Annotated in this window: 17 protein-coding genes and 1 CRISPR repeat array (1 of these 18 cut by a window edge); of the genes, 12 read left to right on the top strand and 5 right to left on the bottom strand. The window is 28.5% G+C overall.

The features are described from left to right. Positions 1 to 36: 36 nt before the first annotated feature. The 3 genes from ACWJJ7_RS06560 to ACWJJ7_RS06550 form a co-directional block, all read right to left on the bottom strand. Positions 37 to 897: a DUF6544 family protein gene (locus ACWJJ7_RS06560; protein ID WP_462964450.1), complete on the bottom strand. Its 861-nt coding sequence runs from the start codon at positions 895 to 897 to the stop codon at positions 37 to 39. Next, positions 897 to 1,487, bottom strand: a complete 591-nt coding sequence (locus ACWJJ7_RS06555) for a TetR/AcrR family transcriptional regulator (protein ID WP_462964449.1) — start codon at positions 1,485 to 1,487, stop codon at positions 897 to 899. Before ACWJJ7_RS06555 ends, ACWJJ7_RS06560 begins: the two co-directional genes overlap by 1 nt. 188 nt (positions 1,488 to 1,675) lie before the next feature. Then, on the bottom strand, positions 1,676 to 2,503 hold the full coding sequence (locus ACWJJ7_RS06550; protein WP_462964448.1) for a MerR family transcriptional regulator: 828 nt from the start codon (positions 2,501 to 2,503) through the stop codon (positions 1,676 to 1,678). Positions 2,504 to 2,743: 240 nt separating this feature from the next. On the opposite strand from ACWJJ7_RS06550, the gene ACWJJ7_RS06545 reads away from it, so the two are divergent. After that, positions 2,744 to 4,069: an MATE family efflux transporter gene (locus tag ACWJJ7_RS06545; protein WP_462964447.1), complete on the top strand. Its 1,326-nt coding sequence runs from the start codon at positions 2,744 to 2,746 to the stop codon at positions 4,067 to 4,069. A gap of 24 nt (positions 4,070 to 4,093) precedes the next feature. Here the strand turns inward: ACWJJ7_RS06545 and ACWJJ7_RS06540 are convergent, their stop codons facing one another. Continuing rightward, positions 4,094 to 4,747 (bottom strand): pentapeptide repeat-containing protein, encoded by a 654-nt coding sequence (locus tag ACWJJ7_RS06540; protein ID WP_462961289.1) that lies wholly within the window; start codon positions 4,745 to 4,747, stop codon positions 4,094 to 4,096. A gap of 234 nt (positions 4,748 to 4,981) precedes the next feature. Here ACWJJ7_RS06540 and ACWJJ7_RS06535 point away from each other — a divergent pair, with 234 nt between their 5' ends. After that, entirely contained in the window at positions 4,982 to 6,100 is a 1,119-nt protein-coding gene (locus ACWJJ7_RS06535; protein ID WP_462964446.1) for a HipA domain-containing protein, read from the top strand. Positions 6,101 to 6,165: 65 nt separating this feature from the next. After that, positions 6,166 to 8,661 carry a DEAD/DEAH box helicase family protein gene (locus ACWJJ7_RS06530; RefSeq protein ID WP_462964951.1) on the top strand — a complete coding sequence of 832 codons (2,496 nt, stop codon included), beginning with the start codon at positions 6,166 to 6,168 and terminating at the stop codon, positions 8,659 to 8,661. Positions 8,662 to 8,707: 46 nt separating this feature from the next. On the opposite strand, the gene ACWJJ7_RS06525 is transcribed toward ACWJJ7_RS06530, so the two are convergent. Further along, positions 8,708 to 9,019: a phosphoribosyl-ATP pyrophosphohydrolase gene (locus ACWJJ7_RS06525; protein ID WP_462960664.1), complete on the bottom strand. Its 312-nt coding sequence runs from the start codon at positions 9,017 to 9,019 to the stop codon at positions 8,708 to 8,710. A gap of 196 nt (positions 9,020 to 9,215) precedes the next feature. Between ACWJJ7_RS06525 and ACWJJ7_RS06520 the strand changes: the two genes are divergently transcribed. The 9 genes from ACWJJ7_RS06520 (at position 9,216) to cas2 (ending at position 18,778) form a co-directional block, all read left to right on the top strand. Continuing rightward, complete coding sequence (locus ACWJJ7_RS06520) at positions 9,216 to 9,890, top strand: endonuclease/exonuclease/phosphatase family protein (RefSeq protein WP_462964445.1); 675 nt, start codon at positions 9,216 to 9,218, stop codon at positions 9,888 to 9,890. Between the two features lie 780 nt (positions 9,891 to 10,670). Then, positions 10,671 to 11,408, top strand: coding sequence for a CRISPR-associated endoribonuclease Cas6 (gene cas6 / locus ACWJJ7_RS06515; protein WP_462964444.1), 738 nt, complete (start codon positions 10,671 to 10,673; stop codon positions 11,406 to 11,408). After that, complete coding sequence (gene cas8a1, locus ACWJJ7_RS06510) at positions 11,405 to 12,751, top strand: type I CRISPR-associated protein Cas8a1/Csx8 (protein WP_462964443.1); 1,347 nt, start codon at positions 11,405 to 11,407, stop codon at positions 12,749 to 12,751. Before cas6 ends, cas8a1 begins: the two co-directional genes overlap by 4 nt. Then, complete coding sequence (gene cas7i, locus ACWJJ7_RS06505; RefSeq protein WP_462964442.1) at positions 12,744 to 13,631, top strand: type I-B CRISPR-associated protein Cas7/Cst2/DevR; 888 nt, start codon at positions 12,744 to 12,746, stop codon at positions 13,629 to 13,631. The genes cas8a1 and cas7i overlap by 8 nt, the downstream gene beginning before the upstream one ends. Before the next feature lie 2 nt (positions 13,632 to 13,633). Beyond that, positions 13,634 to 14,719 (top strand): CRISPR-associated protein Cas5, encoded by a 1,086-nt coding sequence (gene cas5, locus ACWJJ7_RS06500; RefSeq protein ID WP_462964441.1) that lies wholly within the window; start codon positions 13,634 to 13,636, stop codon positions 14,717 to 14,719. Between the two features lie 10 nt (positions 14,720 to 14,729). Then, entirely contained in the window at positions 14,730 to 16,964 is a 2,235-nt protein-coding gene (gene cas3, locus ACWJJ7_RS06495) for a CRISPR-associated helicase Cas3' (RefSeq protein WP_462964440.1), read from the top strand. Positions 16,965 to 16,978: 14 nt separating this feature from the next. Beyond that, on the top strand, positions 16,979 to 17,473 hold the full coding sequence (cas4, locus tag ACWJJ7_RS06490; protein ID WP_462960671.1) for a CRISPR-associated protein Cas4: 495 nt from the start codon (positions 16,979 to 16,981) through the stop codon (positions 17,471 to 17,473). A gap of 18 nt (positions 17,474 to 17,491) precedes the next feature. After that, positions 17,492 to 18,484 carry a type I-B CRISPR-associated endonuclease Cas1b gene (cas1b, locus tag ACWJJ7_RS06485; protein ID WP_462960672.1) on the top strand — a complete coding sequence of 331 codons (993 nt, stop codon included), beginning with the start codon at positions 17,492 to 17,494 and terminating at the stop codon, positions 18,482 to 18,484. Between the two features lie 15 nt (positions 18,485 to 18,499). Next, complete coding sequence (gene cas2, locus ACWJJ7_RS06480) at positions 18,500 to 18,778, top strand: CRISPR-associated endonuclease Cas2 (protein ID WP_462960673.1); 279 nt, start codon at positions 18,500 to 18,502, stop codon at positions 18,776 to 18,778. Positions 18,779 to 18,967: 189 nt separating this feature from the next. Beyond that, positions 18,968 to 19,492: a CRISPR direct-repeat array (repeat unit 30 nt; unit sequence ATTTTAATCTATCCATATTGGAATGTAGAT); it runs 1,965 nt beyond the window's last position.

Genomic DNA, 19,492 nt, shown 5'->3' with positions numbered 1-19,492 from the left:
TTGTGTTATATTCGTTATGTCATAACAATATTAGATTTACTTTGTAACGTTATATTTTACTGCTATATTCCTACTATCAAAGTATATAAAGTCTCCTGTTTCTAAGTGCCATATAGCTTTTAGAGTTGTTGGATGCTTTATTCCGTTCATATCTTTATACTCTTCGCAAACTGCTGACCACTTTACCTTTTGTATGTTACCATTTACATCGCTATATGATCTATCATCTGTAGTGAAACTTGTGATTGCACCATTATCATCAAATGCGAAGATTCCACTTGCTGATATTCCATAATAGGTTATAGTAGCCTTTGCGTGGTTTTCATCAATTTCTTCCCAATTAATAAAGTCTTGCAAAAAACTGTTTGGCATTAATAAACCTTCTGCAAGGTAGGTAACAAGGCATGATTTATCCATGCCTTCACCCTTTTCATTAAATAAAGTTATAGCCTTTCCGATAACGCCTTTCATAGAACCTATGCCATCTTGGTATTTATCAATACCCTCAAAAGGGATACCAAACATGCTTGTGTCAACTAATGCAATCCTCTCTGGTTTATCTACAAAATTGTAGTGGGTGTATTTAATTTTGAGCTTCGGTTTACCTAATAATACAAAATCAACATCGTAGTAATAGGCTTTCATGTTTGACATTTTGGGTGCACCAATATATCCGCAATACTTAAAATATTTTTGCACTGGTGAGGGTAGTTTTGAAATATCCTCTGTGGTAAAAATCCCACTTTGTGTTTTCATATTTGCTATTTGATAATTTGTTAATTTTGTGAAATTTGATTTTATGGGTGAATAAGGAATCTTAAACCATATTAATATACCTAGAATAAATAAAGCAATAACTGCTAAAATCCAAATTATAATTTTTTTACCTCTTTTCATTATTTAGTAACTCCTTTAACAAGTATTTCTACATAAGCGTTTATTGTTGCATTTATCATATTTTCATCATAAATATTATTTAACACAAACATATTCACCACACCAAAGATGCCTGTAGTTAGTAGAAATGCTGTAAACTTGGTATTATCTATAACAAAATTCCCTAATGAAACCCCTTTATTCAGTATGTTTATAATCAGATCCATAGCGCCGTTATCACTTGCCATCTCACCTGTAGTATTAACACCACTTAAAAGCGTAGCCTTAAATTGTTCTCTGTGATTTAGTATTAACTGTGCAAGTGTTAAAAGGCCTGTTTTTAAAGCTGTTTTAGGTGTCATACTTTCAAAATCAATACATAAAAGCTCTCTAAATATTCTATCGTAGTTATCAAGGGCAATCGCTTTTATAATGTCATCCTTATTCTTAAAATAGTTGTAAATCATAGCAGGGGAGTATTCAATTTCATTTGCTAGTTTTCTAATAGACAGCTTCTCGTAACCATGCTCTATTATCAGTTTACTTGCGCTATCGAATATTTTTTGTTTTAGTACTTTTTTATCTGCTTCGCGTCTTTTGGTTATCCCCAAATTTGCACCTCCTATATGTTGGCCAGTGAACACTGTTTATTATAATAACATTGTTCAAAAATGTCAATAAATTAACGTAGTAAATAAAGATGTTTAAATCGTTATCCTTTTCTTTATAAAAAGTTTCTATTGACAATATAAAAGTAATTCAGTAATGGGCTTATGTGTCTAGCTAGAAATAAGAGTAATTAATAAAATTTTACCAGAATAGAGATTTGAGTTAAATAGTCATTACTCATCTTACAAGAAAATGAATCTAGCAAACAATCCTCATAAGAATCATCAAGTATTTCATAGTTGTTTTGTGCTATGAAGTTTAATAATTTATAGTAAGATGTACTCGATGATTCATAGCTACCCTTGTGATTTATGCAAGCATAAGTCCCTTTTGGTTTTATATATAAGTACTCATTATGTATATTAGAGTTAATTTTAATATATAATTTGTGCAAGTTTGTAAAATTATTACTTTTTATATCTTTTTCTTCAACAATTGCGCCAATGGGGTTTTCATTATTAAAAAAGAGATTTTTTTTACAAAAATTCATAAATTTTATCATTTCCATTGTTATAATCTTAAAGTCATTACTTTCAACTTGTTCTGATTTTATGATAAATTCTTCATCACATTCTTTGATATATGGTTCTGAAATATATTCAGATTCTATAGCTTTCTTTGTTATATCTATTTTATTCTCAATCTTTTTTTCAATATTTTTTAAATGTTCTATTTGTTTTTTTAATGAATTGTTTTCTTTTTCTAATATATTGATAGCATTTTGTGGGGTTCTAGTATCTAAATATTTTTTAATATCCTCAAGTGATAAACCGATATCTCTTAGAGTAATTAGTAAATCTAAAGTATCAAATTGCTTTAAAGAGTAATATCTAAAGTTGTTATTATTTTTATATTCAGGAGAAAAGATTCCTTTTTTATCGTAAAAAATTAAAGTTTGCTTTGAAATATTTGCAAGTTTTGCAAACTCTCCAGTTGAAAAGTATTTATTATCATTCATTTTAAAGTTCTCCTTTATTTTAATAAGGCTATTGCGTATATAGTAACTATATACCTTAGAATACAAAGTGTCATTAAATCATCTCCTGAGGAGCTGAAATATTAACGACGTCAGAATGAGATTTATACTCCCACTGAGGTTTTCTCTTTGTTATAGTATAGAACTCCAACTTATAGAAGTGGGAGACTTACCTTCTGAACTGTCGTTAAATAGTATGAATTTAAAATATGGAGGATATTTATGGAGAAATTGTTTTCAAAAAAGTTAAGTTTTATGGAATTTATTAAATTTGTTTCACCAGCTATAATTTCAATGGTTTTTATATCGTTATATACAATTATAGATGGTATTTTCGTAGCACAATTTGTGGGATCGGATGCTTTGGCAAGCATTAACATAGTGCTTCCAATAATAAGTGTTTTGTGTGGTATAGGAATCATGTTTGCAACAGGTGGTAGTGCACTTATATCTATATCTATGGGTGAAAATAAGTATGAGGAAGCTAATAGTAGATTTTCTTTAATGCTATTAGTAACTTTAGTTATAGGAGTATTTATTAGTGTCTTTGGATATATCTATCAAGAAGAAATATTTAAATTATTAGGTGCTACAGATGAATTAATGCCTTATGTAAAGGGTTATGGCATAATTTTTTTGGTAACTGCACCAATTTTCATAGTCAAGATACTATTTGAATATTTCCTTAGAGCAGAAGGATCCTTTAATTTTAGTATGTTTATTTCTATACTAGGTGGAATTATTAATATAATTTTTGATTATATGTTTATGGTTATATTTGATATGGGAATAGTAGGTGCAGCACTTGCAACTATACTAGGGGCGTTTATTACATTAATAATTGCATTTTTCTATTTTATGTCTAGCAAATCTACTTTAAAATATGTAATTCCAAAGTTTAATTTTAAGATTATATTAGAAAGTGCCACAAATGGATTATCGGAAATGGTTACAGAGCTTTCTGCGGCTATAACAACAATTTTATTTAACTTTGTTGCTATGAAATTTGCAGGGGCAGATGGAGTGGCGGCTGTTACTGTAGTCTTATATGCTCACTTCTTAATGACATCTACTTATTTAGGGTTTGTGTGTGGAGTAGCGCCAATGGTAAGTTTTAATTATGGTGTTAAAAATGAAGATAAGTTAAAAGAAATTCATAGTCATTCAAAGAAGTTTATTTTGATATCTTCAGTTTTGATTTTTATAGTATGCTTAGCATTTGCACCTTTTATAGTTGGATTTTTTGCAAGTCCTGATAGTGATGTTTTTGATATAGCATTAAATGGTCTTCAACTTTTCTCAGTTGCATTTTTATTTGTAGGAGCAAATATTTATGTTTCAGGAATTTTTACAGCATATTCAAATGGGAAGATTTCAGCTATAGTATCTTTTTCAAGAGCATTTGTTTTTGTGATTATAGGGTTCATGTTTTTGCCTAACATGCTAGGTATAAACGGTGTTTGGATTATAGTACCTTTTGCGGAGTTTATAACTATAGGACTATCAATTCTATTTATAAAGAAATATAAGCAAGTTTACATGTATTAGTTCATGGCAGGGGTATAAAGGTGATTATTTAACAATGAGACCTAGTATGCTCGATAGAGAAACAGCTTGCATAGTGTTAACTATTGCACCCTTAACATCAGCAATATTTACTCCTATACCTTCAAGATCGCAACTAGTAAAATCTATTCCTTTAAGACTTGTAAAATTCATTTGAGCATGGAGTAGATTAGACTCTTGAAATTCAACTTTTAAAAATTTTGAATTTTGAAAGTCGGAAGAGCGTAATTGACATTGAAGGAATGCAACTTGCTTACAATTAGAATAACTAAAAAAAGCAAATTGACCGTTACAATTTTCAAAAATCACATTTCTAAGGGTGGCTTCATTTAAATTAATACCAATAATCTTACAGTTCACAAATTCTACTCTATGTAATGAAGCCTCATTAAAATCTACATTGGATAAATCACAATTTTCAAATCTCACATCCACAAGTTCTATACGTCTAAAAGCTATCTTATTAAAAATAACTTTTTTAAATATAACTTGTTTAAAATTTACCATGTCTGCTTTATGGTTTTCTAAAGAGCAATCACTAATAGTTCCATAAGAAAATATATCTTCATCCACTATATTTTCCTTAGATAACTCTATGATATCTAAATCGCTATCAAATTTAGGTCTTAAAACTTTCGTTTTTATTTTATTGTTTTCCATGTGTAATACCTCCATTTTAATTTAAAAACAAACAACCCTACGTAAAGGTATGCTCTAAACGAACACTTCATTTATTCTTTTTTATAATTACAAATATAATTATAACATTTTTTCTCTAAATAAAAAATTAAAGGATTGTAGAATTATTAAGCTAGCGATGGTCGTTGTTTAAAATACAAGGCTTGGTTATAATATAAGAGAATTAGAATATTCATTAAAGTGTGGAGGGGATATATGAAAAAAATAGATTTTATAGACATAGCAAAGAAATATTCAAAGAAGGTAGAAAATAATTTTACTGGGTATTTGATGTATAAGGACAAACAAGTAGCTGAAATAAAAGATACAGAGTTTGTAAAGTCTATGGATGATAACCTATTACCAGCAATAATGATAAATAAGAATGTAGATGCTTTAGAAGCCTGGCTACAAACTAGAGTAATAGACACTCATAGGACAAATTCAAGACAAGTAAGGCGAAGATTAAGTGTTAAATCAGAGGTGCCTAAGGAAATAGTTATTAAAGCTAGAGCTATAAGTATTACAGATAGTTATTGGTTAAAATGGTCCAATGAAGATATAACTTATAGTGAAGTGAGAAGTAGGTTATCTGATGGACTAAATACTATTGCTTTATACGGTAATGCTACAGAAATAAACTTTAAAGATGTAGATATAAGTCCTGAATTAACCAACATAGGAAGTTTTGAGAAGTGTTGGAAGCTCATCGATGGATACTGGTACATGATAAAAAAAGGTACTTTGAAGGAAAATTTTGCTGAAGTATTAATAGGAAATATTGCTATTACGCTTGGATTCAATGCTGTTAAATATGAAGCGATTGAAGATGGAGCATTAGTTAAATGTAAAGACTTTACTAATAATTGCGAAGTGGATTTCGAGCCAATGTTCAGCTTTGTTCGTGACTATTGGGAAATTGATGATTCTATAAGTATTATAAAAGAACTTGGCTATATAGAAGATTTTTTAAATATTACATTTATGGATGCGTTGTGTTACAACATAGATCGACATACATTTAACTTTGGTATATTAAGAAAAGATGGAGAACTAATAGGCCTTGCACCAAATTTTGATAATAATTTAGGATTATCAGGAGTTCTTAATAATAAAGGTTTAGAAAATACCTGGTATTCAACAGCGTTCACAAGGAATAATTATAAACCAATATTAGAAGAGTATGATTACGATCTACCTAAGATTGATTTAGAAGAGATAAAAAGAATTATAAATGATACATTGGAAGATTTTCCTATACTAAGGTCGGAATCTGGATTTAGTGAAATTGTATTTAAAATAATAAAAAATAATTATGAAGAATTATTAAAGTAAGAACATATGGGGTTGTTGAAGCACTAATTAGAAAAGAAAAGTAAAAGGGGAGTTGGTGGAATATGATGGTTGAAATAGATACTTTTAATAAAGGAACAATCACCAGTGATTCCATTGCATTTAAAGAGGCGAATCTAGAGTGTGATTCAAACTGTTCTACAGGGGGTAATGATTATTTACTACCTAAATTAACAGCTTCATTAAAAATGGCAAAGACCATAGATATTATAGTAGGATTTTTAATGGAATCAGGAGTGAAATTGCTTATAAATGATTTAAAACAGATGGCAGGTAAAGGCGTTAGAATTAGAATCTTAACAGGAAACTATCTTAATATCACTCAGCCTCAAGCATTATATTTAGTAAAGGATGCTCTAGGAGATAAAGTAGATTTAAGGTTTTATAATATTGCTAATAAATCATTTCATCCTAAATCATACATATTTGAATATGAAGAAGATGGAGATATTTTCATAGGATCTTCTAATATGTCGAGTTCTGCATTAACTAGTGGCATTGAGTGGAATTATAGATTAAATAAGAATAAAAACTTAGATGATTTTACACATTTTAAGAGTGTTTTTGAAGATTTATTTTTAAATCATTCTATAATTATTGATGATGAAGAGATGAGAAGATATTCATCAGTATGGAAAAGACCTAAAATCTTTAATTATTTAGAAAAAGCTGAGGATAACAAAGAAGAATTTGGTACAGTAATTCAATTGTATGAACCTAGAGGTGCGCAGATTGAGGCTTTATATGAGCTGAAAAGATGTAGAGAAGAAGGCTTAGATAAAGGATTAGTTGTGGCTGCAACGGGCATAGGTAAAACTTATTTAGCAGCTTTTGATTCACTTGATTTTCAAAAAATTCTATTCGTAGCTCATAGAGAAGAAATATTAAATCAAGCAGAAACATCTTTTAAAAATATTCGGCCTAATATTAAAACTGGATTCTTTAGTGGTAAAAATAAAGATAGTAATTGTGATGTGCTATTTTCTACAGTCCAAACCCTGGGGCAAAAGCAGTATCTATGTGATGAATATTTTAAAAAGGATGAATTTGATTATATTATAATAGATGAATTTCATCATGCAGCAGCAGGTAATTATGCGAATGTATTAGAATATTTTACTCCAAAATTTCTTTTAGGACTTACTGCAACTCCAGAGAGATTGGATAACAAAGATGTATTTGCCCTTTGTGATTACAATATTGTTTATGAAGTTAGATTAAAAGGAGCAATAGACAAGGGTTGGCTCGTTCCCTTTAGATACTATGGAGTTTTTGATGAAATAGATTATACAAAAATATCTTTTAGAAATGGTAAATACGATGAGACAGAACTAGAAAATGCATTGATGATTAATAAACGTGCAGATTTAATTCTAAAACATTATAAAAAATATAATAGTAGACGAGCTTTAGGATTCTGCAGCAGTAGAAGACATGCAAATTACATGAGTAAATATTTCAATGAAAATGGAATAAAGGCTTGTGCTGTAATGAGTGGCAAGCAATCTGAGTTCTCAATTCAACGAGGCGAAGCAGTGGATAAATTGAAAAAAGGAGAATTGAATATTATATTTTCTGTGGATATGTTTAATGAGGGCTTAGATATTCCTGAAATTGATATGATATTACTTTTAAGACCAACAGAATCTCCAACTATTTTTCTTCAACAACTTGGTAGAGGTTTAAGAAAGTACAAAGATAAGAAATATTTAAACATACTAGACTTTATAGGTAATTATAAAAAGGCTCACTTGATTCCATTCTTTCTAAGTGGGGATTTAAAGGACATTGCCAAAAAGGCTAAACAAGGTAAATTACCTAGAGAAGAAGAATATCCTGAGGATTGTATAGTAGACTTTGATTTTCAGGTAATTGATATATTTAATAAGATGATGCAGCGGCAAAAGAACATATTTGATCTAATAGTGGATGAATTTAATAGAATAAAAGAAGACTTGAAAATCAGACCAAGTAGACTTCAAATGTATACTTACATGGATGATGATCTTTACAATGTAATAAGATCCAGAGGCGAATTAAATATATTTAATGATTATTTAGGCTTTCTAAATAAAATAAATGATATTTCAGATGAAGAGAAACTATTTTTAAAAACTGTGGCTTATGGATTTTTAAATAATATTGAAAAGACTCCAATGACCAAGACTTATAAAATGCCATTACTCCTAGCTTTTTATAATAATGGTAACATAAATTTGAAAATAGATGAAGAAAGCATTTTTCAAAGCTTTAGGAATTTTTATGATAAACCTTCAAATGTAGTGGATCTTTTGAGACATGATTCAAGTAAAAAATTTAAGAACTTTAGTAAAAAGGATTATCTAAAAATTGCAGAAAATCCAATAAAGGCATTTTTAAATTCTGCAAAAGATTTCTTTTATAGAGATAAGTCATATTTTTGCTTAAAGGATGATTTAGGTGAATTTATTGAAAATCCTGCATTTATAGCTCATTTTAAAGATATTATTGATTATAGGACTAGGAGATTTTATAAAGAAAGACTTGAGAAGTTAGAAAAATAATATGATGACAAAGCCATCCATAGAGAAAAATTATGGATGGTTTTGACTATTCATAAACACTTTCAAGGACTATGCCTTTTTCAAAGCCGCCTCTTTCTTCTTTTTTAGCATTTCTTTTATTAATTAAATCTTTTTCAGAATATCCAAGAGTACTTGCAAGACCAAATAGAACTTCCATAATGTCAGCAAGTTCTTCGAGGTTTTTAGCTTCTAGATATTCTGATACTTCTTCATTTAATTTGGTTTCGAGTAATGGTAGTAGTTCTTCTTCTTTAGCATAGTGAATATCAAAGCTTTTACCAGCGGATTCAATGATTTCAGGGATTTTGTCGCGGACTAGTTTGTTGTAGGTTTTCATGGGGGACCTCCTTTGGTGATTGGATGAGTTTATTATAGCATATGGTGGGAATATGAGGGTAATGCAACAGAACAAATGATAAAGTGTTGTTTATAAAGAAATGTTGGCAAAGTTCCTTTTAGTGGGTATGCATTAAACAATGGTAAATATATAGACGTAAGGAAAAATAATGTTTTGATGAGAGGGGATAATTTAGTTGAGAATTGTTTCGTGGAATTGTAATGGAGCATTTAGGAAAAAATATAAATATATTCCAGAATTAAATTCTGATATTTATGTGATACAAGAATGCGAAGATCCTGAAATAACTGAGGATGAGGGATATAAAAAGTTTGCAAGCAATTATTTATGGGTAGGCCATAAAAATAAGGGCTTGGGTATTTTCGCAAAAGATACAATAACGTTGAAAGATAACCAATGGAAAACATATGGATTAGAATGGTTTATTTCTTGTACGGTTAATGATAAATTTTCTTTATTAGGAGTATGGGGATGTGGCAGTTATATAGAAGATATCTATGTTTATTTTCAAATACATAATGAAAAGTTGAAAAATATGTTGATTTGTGGTGACTTTAATAGTAATAGCTGCTGGGATAAAAAGCATAAGCGTAGGACGCATTCATCAGTAGTAAATGGATTAGAAGGACTAGGGTTATATAGTTGCTATCATTTAAAAGAAAATGAGGTTCAAGGTAAAGAAAACAAACCCACATTCTTTATGTATAGAAAGAAAGAAAAACCTTATCATATAGATTATTTTTTCTGTGAAAAAGAAAAAGTTAATGGTTTAGAGATAGGTGAATTTGAAGATTGGATAGGTGTAAGTGACCATATGCCTGTAATTTTAGATAACAATACTTTGATTTGAAAGAAAGGTAATTTGTAATGTATACAAGATAATATTTAATAAAGAAGAGTGAACAAAACTCAATAGGTACAGTTAAATCATCTTCGGCGAAGCTGATTATCTTCTTAGAAGATGCATTAACCTACGATAATTGTTATTAGAACTATGCGGTTACATGGCAAGTTATGTTATTGTCATGAATTAAATTATAAAGATATTTGTGAAATATCAGATATTTAGGTGTAAAAGAAGGGTATATGTGTTAATGTGTGGAACAATAAATAATAATTGGGAAAGATGTTCAACATAGTAATTGAAACCATGGAAGAATATAGTGGAAAAGTAGAGTAAAGCATACTGTAAACATTTTTATGTTGTTGATAATTATATATTAATTTCCAATATGGATAGATTAAATAATTAAAAATAGGAATATTATAAAATTAAATTTATATTCCAAAGTGGATAGATTAAAAAAAACGTTTATATTTAATATTATATGATAAAGACTAATCATAAACAATGGATAATATTTAATACTTTATGATAAATTTCTAAAAATGTAATAAAACATTGACATTAGAGTTTGTTTGTTTTACAATAAATTCATATTGGGTTATATTATGTAATGAATACTATAATATTAAAGGGTTTTTTTAAAAGATATTTAAAGCTTTACAATATTCGTATGGGTGATACCGAAAAGTGGTATTCAACTTGGGGGTTAAGACTAATCAATTAGGTAGTATGAAGCTGGATAATTATATAAATAGAGGCTTAAACTTTAGGGAGGAGAAAACGATGAGATTTAAAATAGAATTAGAGTTGAAAAATGAATATTTACCTTTGGATTACCGACCATCTGTAATTAGTTTATTTAAACATAGTTTAACTGCATATGATAATGGTAAACATTTTAGTACTTATTATGAAATAGGTAAGGACAAGCCTTTTACATTTGCAGTAGGTATACCAAGTAGTAAATTTACAAAAGAAAAAATATTAGTACCAAATAGAAAAATTAATATTACTTTTAGCACAGGTGATATAGGAACAGGTATAGTATTTTTCAATGCTTTATCAATGCAGAAAAACAAACTCTATCCTTTGGCAAATGAGAATGTAATGATTGTAAAAGATATTTTAATTGAAAAAGAAATTGCGATTACAACAGGTAGTATTGATATTATGTTTAAATCTCCTTTATGTGTAAGAGAGCATAGTAGGGGAAATAACAAAGATACATATTATTCTTATGAAAAAGTAGGCTTCTATGAAGCATTTAATAAAGTGTTAGAGTTTCAAATATCTAATTCTAGTACTTTAACCACTTCTATTTTAGAGGGCTTTTCTATAATGCCGGTGCAATGTAAAAAAACTGTGGTTAGACACCATTCACAATTTGTAGAAGTTACGGTAGGTATGTTTAGTTTGAAAGGTAATATAGCATTGCTCAATTATTTGTATACAGGGGGCATTGGAAGTCGCAAATCAAGTGGCTTCGGAATGTTTGAAATAATGAGGAAGGGGACACTATGAAAAGCATAATAGAAAATGAAAAATTCAACACTAAAATGGAAGCCTCAGATTGGAGATACGGTGCTAGTATAGTGGGAATAATAAAATATTTTGATTATCTTGTGTTTAAGCAATACGAGGTACAATCTAACTTATATGAAATTGATGATGATGTTATATCATATGATAGCGAAAAAATTACAGAGGAAAGATACTTGCTATTTGTTGAGTATTATTTTGAAAGTGCTATGCATCATAGGGTAATTGAGCAAATATTAGATAATAACGAATTTACTGATGATCAAATAAAATTAGTAAATGATAAATTAAAAGCCAATGTTATTATGAAAAAGGTTTTCGGAGAAATTAAATTTTCAGGCGAAAACAAAGAAATTATATTACAAAAGATTAATGAAAACAGACTATTATTGATAAAAGAAACATATAGGAGTGGAAAAAGTTTGTATGCGAATTTTGTCAATACTAACAGTCTATTTGCAGAGTCGGGTGTCATTTGTAGAATACAAAATTATAACGTAGATGTACCTAAAAAGGGCAAATCAATCTCATATAATTGGGATTTCAAAACATATAAGTGGGAGGATGAAAAGGAATTTGATTTTATTCCATTTGCATTTTCAAAGTCATATGAAGGGTTTTTTATAAATAACAACTATTCAATAAAGCAACTTTTTGATACAAATAATTTGATTAGTAATAGTGATAATCCTAGAAGTACATTGTTCTGCGATTTGAAAAATTCTTCTGGCTTTATAGACTTTGATGTTGAGGTAATTATTAAAAATAGAGATGTTGATTATTTTGAAACGTTGTATATTAGAAAAGATGCCATCAAAATATTCGCAGAAATAAAAAATTATAAAGCTATTAAGATGAAATATAAAGTTAATGATAATTATTATATGAATTTTGAAAAAATAGTCACAGATAACATATTAAATAATATAAAAATTGATGCTCTAATAGAAATACTATTAAAATCTAAATCCGGTTACACATATAATATTAAAACACTCATAGAAATTAATACACTAATTTATGGAGGGGATAAAATGGATAAGCAAATGAAATCTGCTTATGCAAGTGCTAAAAGAGTAATGAAAGAAATTCCAGAAAACAAAGTAAATAGTTATAAGCAGAAGTTAATAAGTGCAATAACATTTAAAGATTACGAAAGGTTTTGTGAAATATTATTACAGTTATCTTCCTATTCGGGGGTTGTTTTTCACTTTGCATATGACTTATTTGAGAACTTTGATGAAAATAAAAATATAGCCTATACGTTTATAAATGCACTTAATAATGAGTCTAATAAAGATAATGGAGGAAAAAAAGATGAATAAAAAAGCATTAACACTTACAGTTGTGGCAAATATGACATCTAATTACGGAGAGGGTCTTGGAAATATATCAAGTGTTCAGAAAGTTTTTAAAAATGGTAAGAGTTATGCAACAAGGAGTAGAGAGAGTCTTAAAAACGCTATAATGGTACAAAGTGGCATGTATGGGGATCTACAAACTGTGGTAGATAAAAAAGTAAATCAAAAAGTTGTGTCTGATGAGCTTAATGCTACAAATTGCAGAGCCTTAGAGGGTGGATATATGAATACAACTGGAAATACATATATTCGAAAGAGTTCCTTCTATTTAACTGATGCAATTGCTTGTGATGATTTTGTAAATGAAACAAGATTTCATAATAATCTTTATCTTGCATCAAATTTTGCAAAGAATAATAGTTTAAATCTACAAGCAGATGCGGGAAAATGTGGACTTATGCCATACCAATATGAGTATGACAAAACCATGAAAATGTATAGTATAACTATTGATCTTGAAATGATAGGTAGGGACGAGAATTTTGAAACGCCAGAGGCTGATGCTAAGGAAAAGGCAGATAGGGTTATTGCTATATTAGATACAATTGAAACTCTTAATTTAGTGGTAAAAGGAAATTTGGATAATGCGGAACCACTATTTATTGTAGGTGGCCTAACTGATAGAAAAACTCATTATTTTGAGAATGTAGTAAAGGTGAAAGAGGACAAACTATTAATTACTGAAGATTTAAAAGATAGAATTGAAAAAGGGTGTAATGTGGCACTGCTTGAAGGTGGCAATTTTAAAAATGAATATGGAATTAAAAGTGAATTACCATTGATTAGTGTTTCTAAATTTTTTGAGGATTTAAGGAATCAAGTTAACACACATTATGGGGTGTAAGCATGGAAGTTTTAAGAATTATACTAACGCAAAGCAGTGCAAATTATAAAAAAGAAGAAACTGTTTTAAATAAAATGACCTATCCACTTCCTCCATTTTCAACAATAATTGGAGCATTGCACAGTGCATGTGGGTATAAAGAATATCATCCAATGGATATTAGTATTCAGGGCAAATATGAAGCTATGCACAAAGAACCTTATACGGATTATTGTTTTTTGAACACTATTATGAATGATAGAGGAATCTTAGTGAAAATGAAAAATCAGAATCTCTTATCAACAGCATTTGATAAGGTAGCCAAAGCTAAAGCATCTACAGGAAATAATTTTAGAAAAGGGATTACAATAGAGGTTATGAATAAAGAGTTGCTAGAAGAGTACAGAGGACTTAAAGATTTGTCAGAAAAAATTGCGGAATTTAAAAAAGATAGAATTGAGAAGGTGTTAGGTCTTACTAAAAAACGTAAAAAGGTATTAGTAGATAAAAAGAAAAAGTGTGAAGCCGATTCACCAGCACATAAATTGATTTCTAAAAGAGAAAAAGAGATAAAGGAATTAGAAAAAACAATTAAGCAGAGATTGAAGGATTATGAGAACGAAGAATATAAAATACCATATTCAAGATTTGCAAGCCTTACAACTTCTTTAAAATATTATGAGGTTTTAAATAATATAGAATTAATACTTCATATAAAGAGTGATAAAAATACACTTGATGAAATTAAAGACAATATATATAATTTAAAATCAATTGGTAGAAGTGAAGATTTTGTAGATGTTAAAGAAGCTTGTTTTGTAGATGTTGTAGATGGGATTGAAGACGAAGATGAAGTTATTAGTGAATATTCTGCATATATAAATTATGAACTTATAAAAAATGAATATGTAAATTTACGATCAAAAAAAGGAACCTCAGCGGATGGAACAAAGTATTATCTAAATAAAAATTATATTATAGAGGATAACAAACGGATTTTTGAAAAAAAGAAAGTTGTTTACACTTCTGAATATTCAGCAGAAGATGGAAGTGATAATCTTTATTTTGATATAAGTAAAGAAAAGTCATATATAGTTAATTTTAATTAGGGGTGATAGTATGGATTTATCCAATTACAATGCAAAACCTGACAAAACAATAAGGCAGCACACCGATGATTTATTAAGAAATCTTGATGTATTGCAAAATTTAAGATATATCAGAGACCATAATATATATGAACTTACAAAAATTGCTTGTGAATATCATGATTATGGTAAAGCGAATAGAGAATTTCAGAAAAGAATAAAAAACAATACTAAGTTTAATGAAAACACGGAGATAGCACACAATGTGTTATCTCTATATTTTATAGATAAAAATGAATTTGAGAATGTAGATGATTACTATAAAGTAGCATTTGCTGTTTTAAATCATCATAACTACTGTGATAACATTGGAATAATAGAAAATGGGCGAAGCAAAGAATTAATAAAGAACCTATTAAGTGATTTCAAAGTTAATGTAATTAAAAGAAGTACTACTAAAAATATAAACAAAGTAACAGAAAATCAGGACGCAATTCTTATAAAAGGATTTCTACACAAGTGTGACTATAGTTCAAGTGGAGAAATCTCAATTGAATATGAAAATGATTTTCTAAACGGTGGTCTTGATAATTTATTAGAAAAATGGAGAAGTGAAAACAGTAATGCGAACTGGAATGAGCTTCAACAGTTTTGTAAAGAAAATACAAATAATAACATTGTGGTTGTTGCCCAAACGGGCATGGGTAAAACAGAGGCAGGACTTCATTGGATTGGCAATAATAAAGGTTTTTTCATATTACCATTAAAGACAGCTATAAATTCCATATATAAAAGAATTAAAGAAGAAATTCTAGATGAAAACCAAATTCAAACTAAATTAGCACTTCTTCATTCGGATTCGTTAAGTTATTATAATAACGATAAAAATGATGAAATGGATATTATGGATTATTATAATCAGAGTAAACAGCTTTCCATACCTCTTAGTATTTCAACACTAGATCAATTATTTGATTTTGTTTTTAAATATCAAGGGTATGAACTTAAACTTGCTACATTATCTTATTCCAAAATAGTCATTGATGAAATTCAGATGTATGGAGCAGATTTACTTGCATATTTAATTTATGGACTCAAAATAGTAAATAAATTCGGAGGAAAGATTGCAATTCTAACGGCAACATTAGCGCCGTTTATAAGAGATAAATTAAAAGAGGGAGAAAATCCGATTGAGTTTGAAGAGAAAACATTTATAAATGATATAAAAAGGCATAATATTAAGGTTTATCATAGCCAAATTGATACTGATAGTATATATAATAAATTTGAAGAAAACAGTGAAAAGGGTATAAGTAATAAAATACTTGTAGTTTGTAATACTGTTAAAAAAGCACAGCAAATATACAATGAGCTTTTAGAAAAAGGAGTATCAAATATAAATATACTACATAGTAAATTTATAAAATGTGAAAGAGCCGAAAAAGAAAGAAAAATATTAGAGGTTGGAAAAACTGAAAATATTGGGACATGCATATGGATTTCTACACAAATTGTAGAAGCGAGTTTAGATATTGATTTTGATTATTTGTTTACAGAACTTTCGGATATAAGTGGATTATTTCAAAGGCTTGGTAGGTGTAACAGGAAAGGCATGAAATCTATAGAAGAACCTAATTGCTTTGTGTTTTTAAACATAGATAATAACCTTTTGACAAATGGAACTAAAGGAACTAAAGGTTTTATTGACAAGAAAATATATGAATTATCAAAAGAGGCATTAGAAGATGTAAATGGGATATTAACTGAAAGGAATAAAATAAATATTATAAATCAATATTTAACAACAGAAAATTTAAAAGGCAGCGATTATTTATTTAATTACAATAAATTTACAAAGTGGATAACAGATTTACCTCCTTATGAAATAGATAAAGAAGATGCAAAATTAAGAAATATAACATCTTATGATGTAATACCTAATAAAATCTATGAAGAGCATAAAGATCAAATAGATGAAAACTCTAGAAAACTATTAAAGGTTGTAAATCGAAAATTAGGGAAAAAAGAGATAGATCAAATAAAATTAGAAAAAATAAAGTTAAAAGAAGAAATTAAAAAGTATACTGTGCCTGTTGGTATATATGATATATATTTTAAAGGGTCAAATGTACTTATTAAGAAGGTTCAACTAAGTAGATATGAATTTGTAAATGTTGTAAATTGCAATTATAACGAATTGGGATTTATACGATTAACTGGCAAAGAAGTAAAGGGACTTGAAGAAAGCTTTGATAATTTCTTGTAAAGGGAGTGATTGTTATGGATAAGCCAATTACTGGTATGATGATTTATTATTACATTGTTTGTAAGAAAAAACTATGGTACTTTTACAATCAGATACAAATGGAAGCAGACAATGAGAATGTTCAAATAGGAAAGGTTTTAGATGAAAATGCTTACGAAAGAGAAGAAAAACATATTAATATAGATGATGTGATTAGTATTGATTATATAAAAAGTAAGGGTATATTGCATGAAGTGAAAAAGAGTAAAAAAATAGAAGAAGCTGGAATAATGCAGGTTAAATATTATTTGTATTATCTAAAACAAAAAGGGGTAAAAGACATTAAGGGAAAGATTGACTACCCTCTTCTAAAGCAAAGTATTGATGTAGAATTAACAGCTGAGGATGAAAAATATATAGAATCCGTTTTAATAGATATAAAAGAAATTGTAAATACACATTTGCCACCAATGCTTGAAAAAAAGAGGATTTGCAAGAAATGTGCATATTTTGAATTGTGTTATATTTAATGAAAGGGAGGAGTCGTATTGAAACGAAGCTTTTATATATATAATAATGGTGAGATACATAGAAAAGACAATACACTGCAATTTACAAATAGTGAAAATGAAACTAGAGATATTCCCATAGAACAAGTTGAAGATATATATATCATGTCGGAAATGAAATTTAATACGAAGTTTATAAATTTTGCATCAAAATATCAAATACCTATACATTTTTTCAATTATTATAGTTTTTATACAGGGAGTTTTTATCCTAAAGAGGCGTTACTTGCAGGTAATTTGCTAGTAAAACAAGTTAGACACTATGAAGACAATCAAAAAAGACTTTGTATAGCAAGGAAATTTATAGACGCTGCTGCTGCTAATATCTATAGAAATCTAAGATACTATAATGGTAGAGGTAAAGATGTAGGAAAACAAATGATAGAAATTGATTCTCTTAGGAAAAAAATATTAAAAACAGAGAGTATTAATGAATTAATGGGCGTGGAAGGTAATATTAGAAAACAATATTATTCAGCATGGAATACTATTGTTGATCAAAAAATAGATTTTGAAAAGAGAGTAAAAAATCCTCCAGATAATATGATAAATACAATGATTTCATTTGTTAATGGATTAGTGTATACAAGAGTGCTAGGAGAAATATATAGAACACAGCTTAACCCTACCATCAGCTATTTACATGAACCAGGAGTAAGACGATTTTCATTAAGCCTAGATTTAGCTGAAGTATTTAAACCAATTTTAGGGGATAGAATAATTTTTTCATTGTTAAATAAAAATCAAATAACGCCAAGCTGTTTTACAAAAGATTTAAATTACCTTCATTTAACCAAAGATGCATCTAAAACAATATCAATGAAGTTTGATCAAATGTTGAAAACAACAATTTATCATAAAGAGTTATCAAAAGATGTGACATATCAGCATTTAATAAGACTTGAGTGTTATAAATTAATAAAACATATAATGGATGAAAAAGAGTATGAAGGTTTCAAAATATGGTGGTAGGAGGAGTTTAATACAATGTATGTTGTCTTGGTATATGACATAAGTGGAGAGGAAAATGGACAAAAGGTATTGGGCAAAGTTTTTAAAATATGTAAAAAATATTTAACCCATATCCAAAATTCTGTATTTGAAGGTGAGATTACAGAAGGACAAAGAGCAAAATTAAATGCAGAATTAAATAAATTTATTAGGAAGAAATTAGATTCTGTGATAATATTTAAAAGTAGAAACGAAAGATGGCTTGATAAGGAATTTTGGGGTAAAAATGATGATGCATTATCTAACTTTTATTAATACTAATGAACTGTCGATGTGACATAGTGTGAAAACACCGGGAGTACGACAAACCGTAGTGCGTTAAGGTTTTACGGTATCAAAATATTAAGTTTATGGTATTATTAACTTAATAATATATATAATAAAAAGACATCGACAAAAACTATGGTTGAAACGCCCACTAATAGGGACTTAAAGGGCAAACGCATTTTAATCTATCCATATTGGAATGTAGATATACAAGAGCCGTTGAGAGATATAGTAATATCTTTAGATTTTAATCTATCCATATTGGAATGTAGATCTGCCTAAAACTATTTTTTCACCTTTTGCTGACATAATTTTAATCTATCCATATTGGAATGTAGATTTACCTTTGATGATGTGGTGTAGTTCAACCCTATCGATTTTAATCTATCCATATTGGAATGTAGATTAGGTTATTGCGTATATAGAGGATTATCGTAAAGGTGATTTTAATCTATCCATATTGGAATGTAGATTGGTTATTTTGATAATTATATACTGCATTACGAGTTGATTTTAATCTATCCATATTGGAATGTAGATATTAAAGCATTAATTGTTGGTGGTAAAGATATTTTTAATTTTAATCTATCCATATTGGAATGTAGATTTGTACCAATAAGAGATTGTATACGTTGTGTTGGGTATTTTAATCTATCCATATTGGAATGTAGATAAATATAATGATACGGTTTCCTTGAATAT

Source organism: Clostridium sp. CM042 (assembly GCF_055080995.1).
This window is presented reverse-complemented; position numbering and strand designations above follow the sequence as displayed.

What these genes read in the sequence shown, in the direction of transcription:
- cas3 (WP_462964440.1), top strand. Translation starts at nt 14,730, where the DNA reads ATGGATTTATCCAATTACAATGCAAAACCTGACAAAACAATAAGGCAG.
- ACWJJ7_RS06540 (WP_462961289.1), bottom strand. Translation starts at nt 4,747, where the DNA reads ATGGAAAACAATAAAATAAAAACGAAAGTTTTAAGACCTAAATTTGAT.
- cas7i (WP_462964442.1), top strand. Translation starts at nt 12,744, where the DNA reads ATGAATAAAAAAGCATTAACACTTACAGTTGTGGCAAATATGACATCT.
- cas5 (WP_462964441.1), top strand. Translation starts at nt 13,634, where the DNA reads ATGGAAGTTTTAAGAATTATACTAACGCAAAGCAGTGCAAATTATAAA.
- ACWJJ7_RS06550 (WP_462964448.1), bottom strand. Translation starts at nt 2,503, where the DNA reads ATGAATGATAATAAATACTTTTCAACTGGAGAGTTTGCAAAACTTGCA.
- cas8a1 (WP_462964443.1), top strand. Translation starts at nt 11,405, where the DNA reads ATGAAAAGCATAATAGAAAATGAAAAATTCAACACTAAAATGGAAGCC.
- ACWJJ7_RS06545 (WP_462964447.1), top strand. Translation starts at nt 2,744, where the DNA reads ATGGAGAAATTGTTTTCAAAAAAGTTAAGTTTTATGGAATTTATTAAA.
- ACWJJ7_RS06560 (WP_462964450.1), bottom strand. Translation starts at nt 897, where the DNA reads ATGAAAAGAGGTAAAAAAATTATAATTTGGATTTTAGCAGTTATTGCT.
- ACWJJ7_RS06525 (WP_462960664.1), bottom strand. Translation starts at nt 9,019, where the DNA reads ATGAAAACCTACAACAAACTAGTCCGCGACAAAATCCCTGAAATCATT.
- cas4 (WP_462960671.1), top strand. Translation starts at nt 16,979, where the DNA reads ATGGATAAGCCAATTACTGGTATGATGATTTATTATTACATTGTTTGT.
- ACWJJ7_RS06535 (WP_462964446.1), top strand. Translation starts at nt 4,982, where the DNA reads ATGAAAAAAATAGATTTTATAGACATAGCAAAGAAATATTCAAAGAAG.
- ACWJJ7_RS06530 (WP_462964951.1), top strand. Translation starts at nt 6,166, where the DNA reads ATGGTTGAAATAGATACTTTTAATAAAGGAACAATCACCAGTGATTCC.
- cas2 (WP_462960673.1), top strand. Translation starts at nt 18,500, where the DNA reads ATGTATGTTGTCTTGGTATATGACATAAGTGGAGAGGAAAATGGACAA.
- cas6 (WP_462964444.1), top strand. Translation starts at nt 10,671, where the DNA reads ATGAGATTTAAAATAGAATTAGAGTTGAAAAATGAATATTTACCTTTG.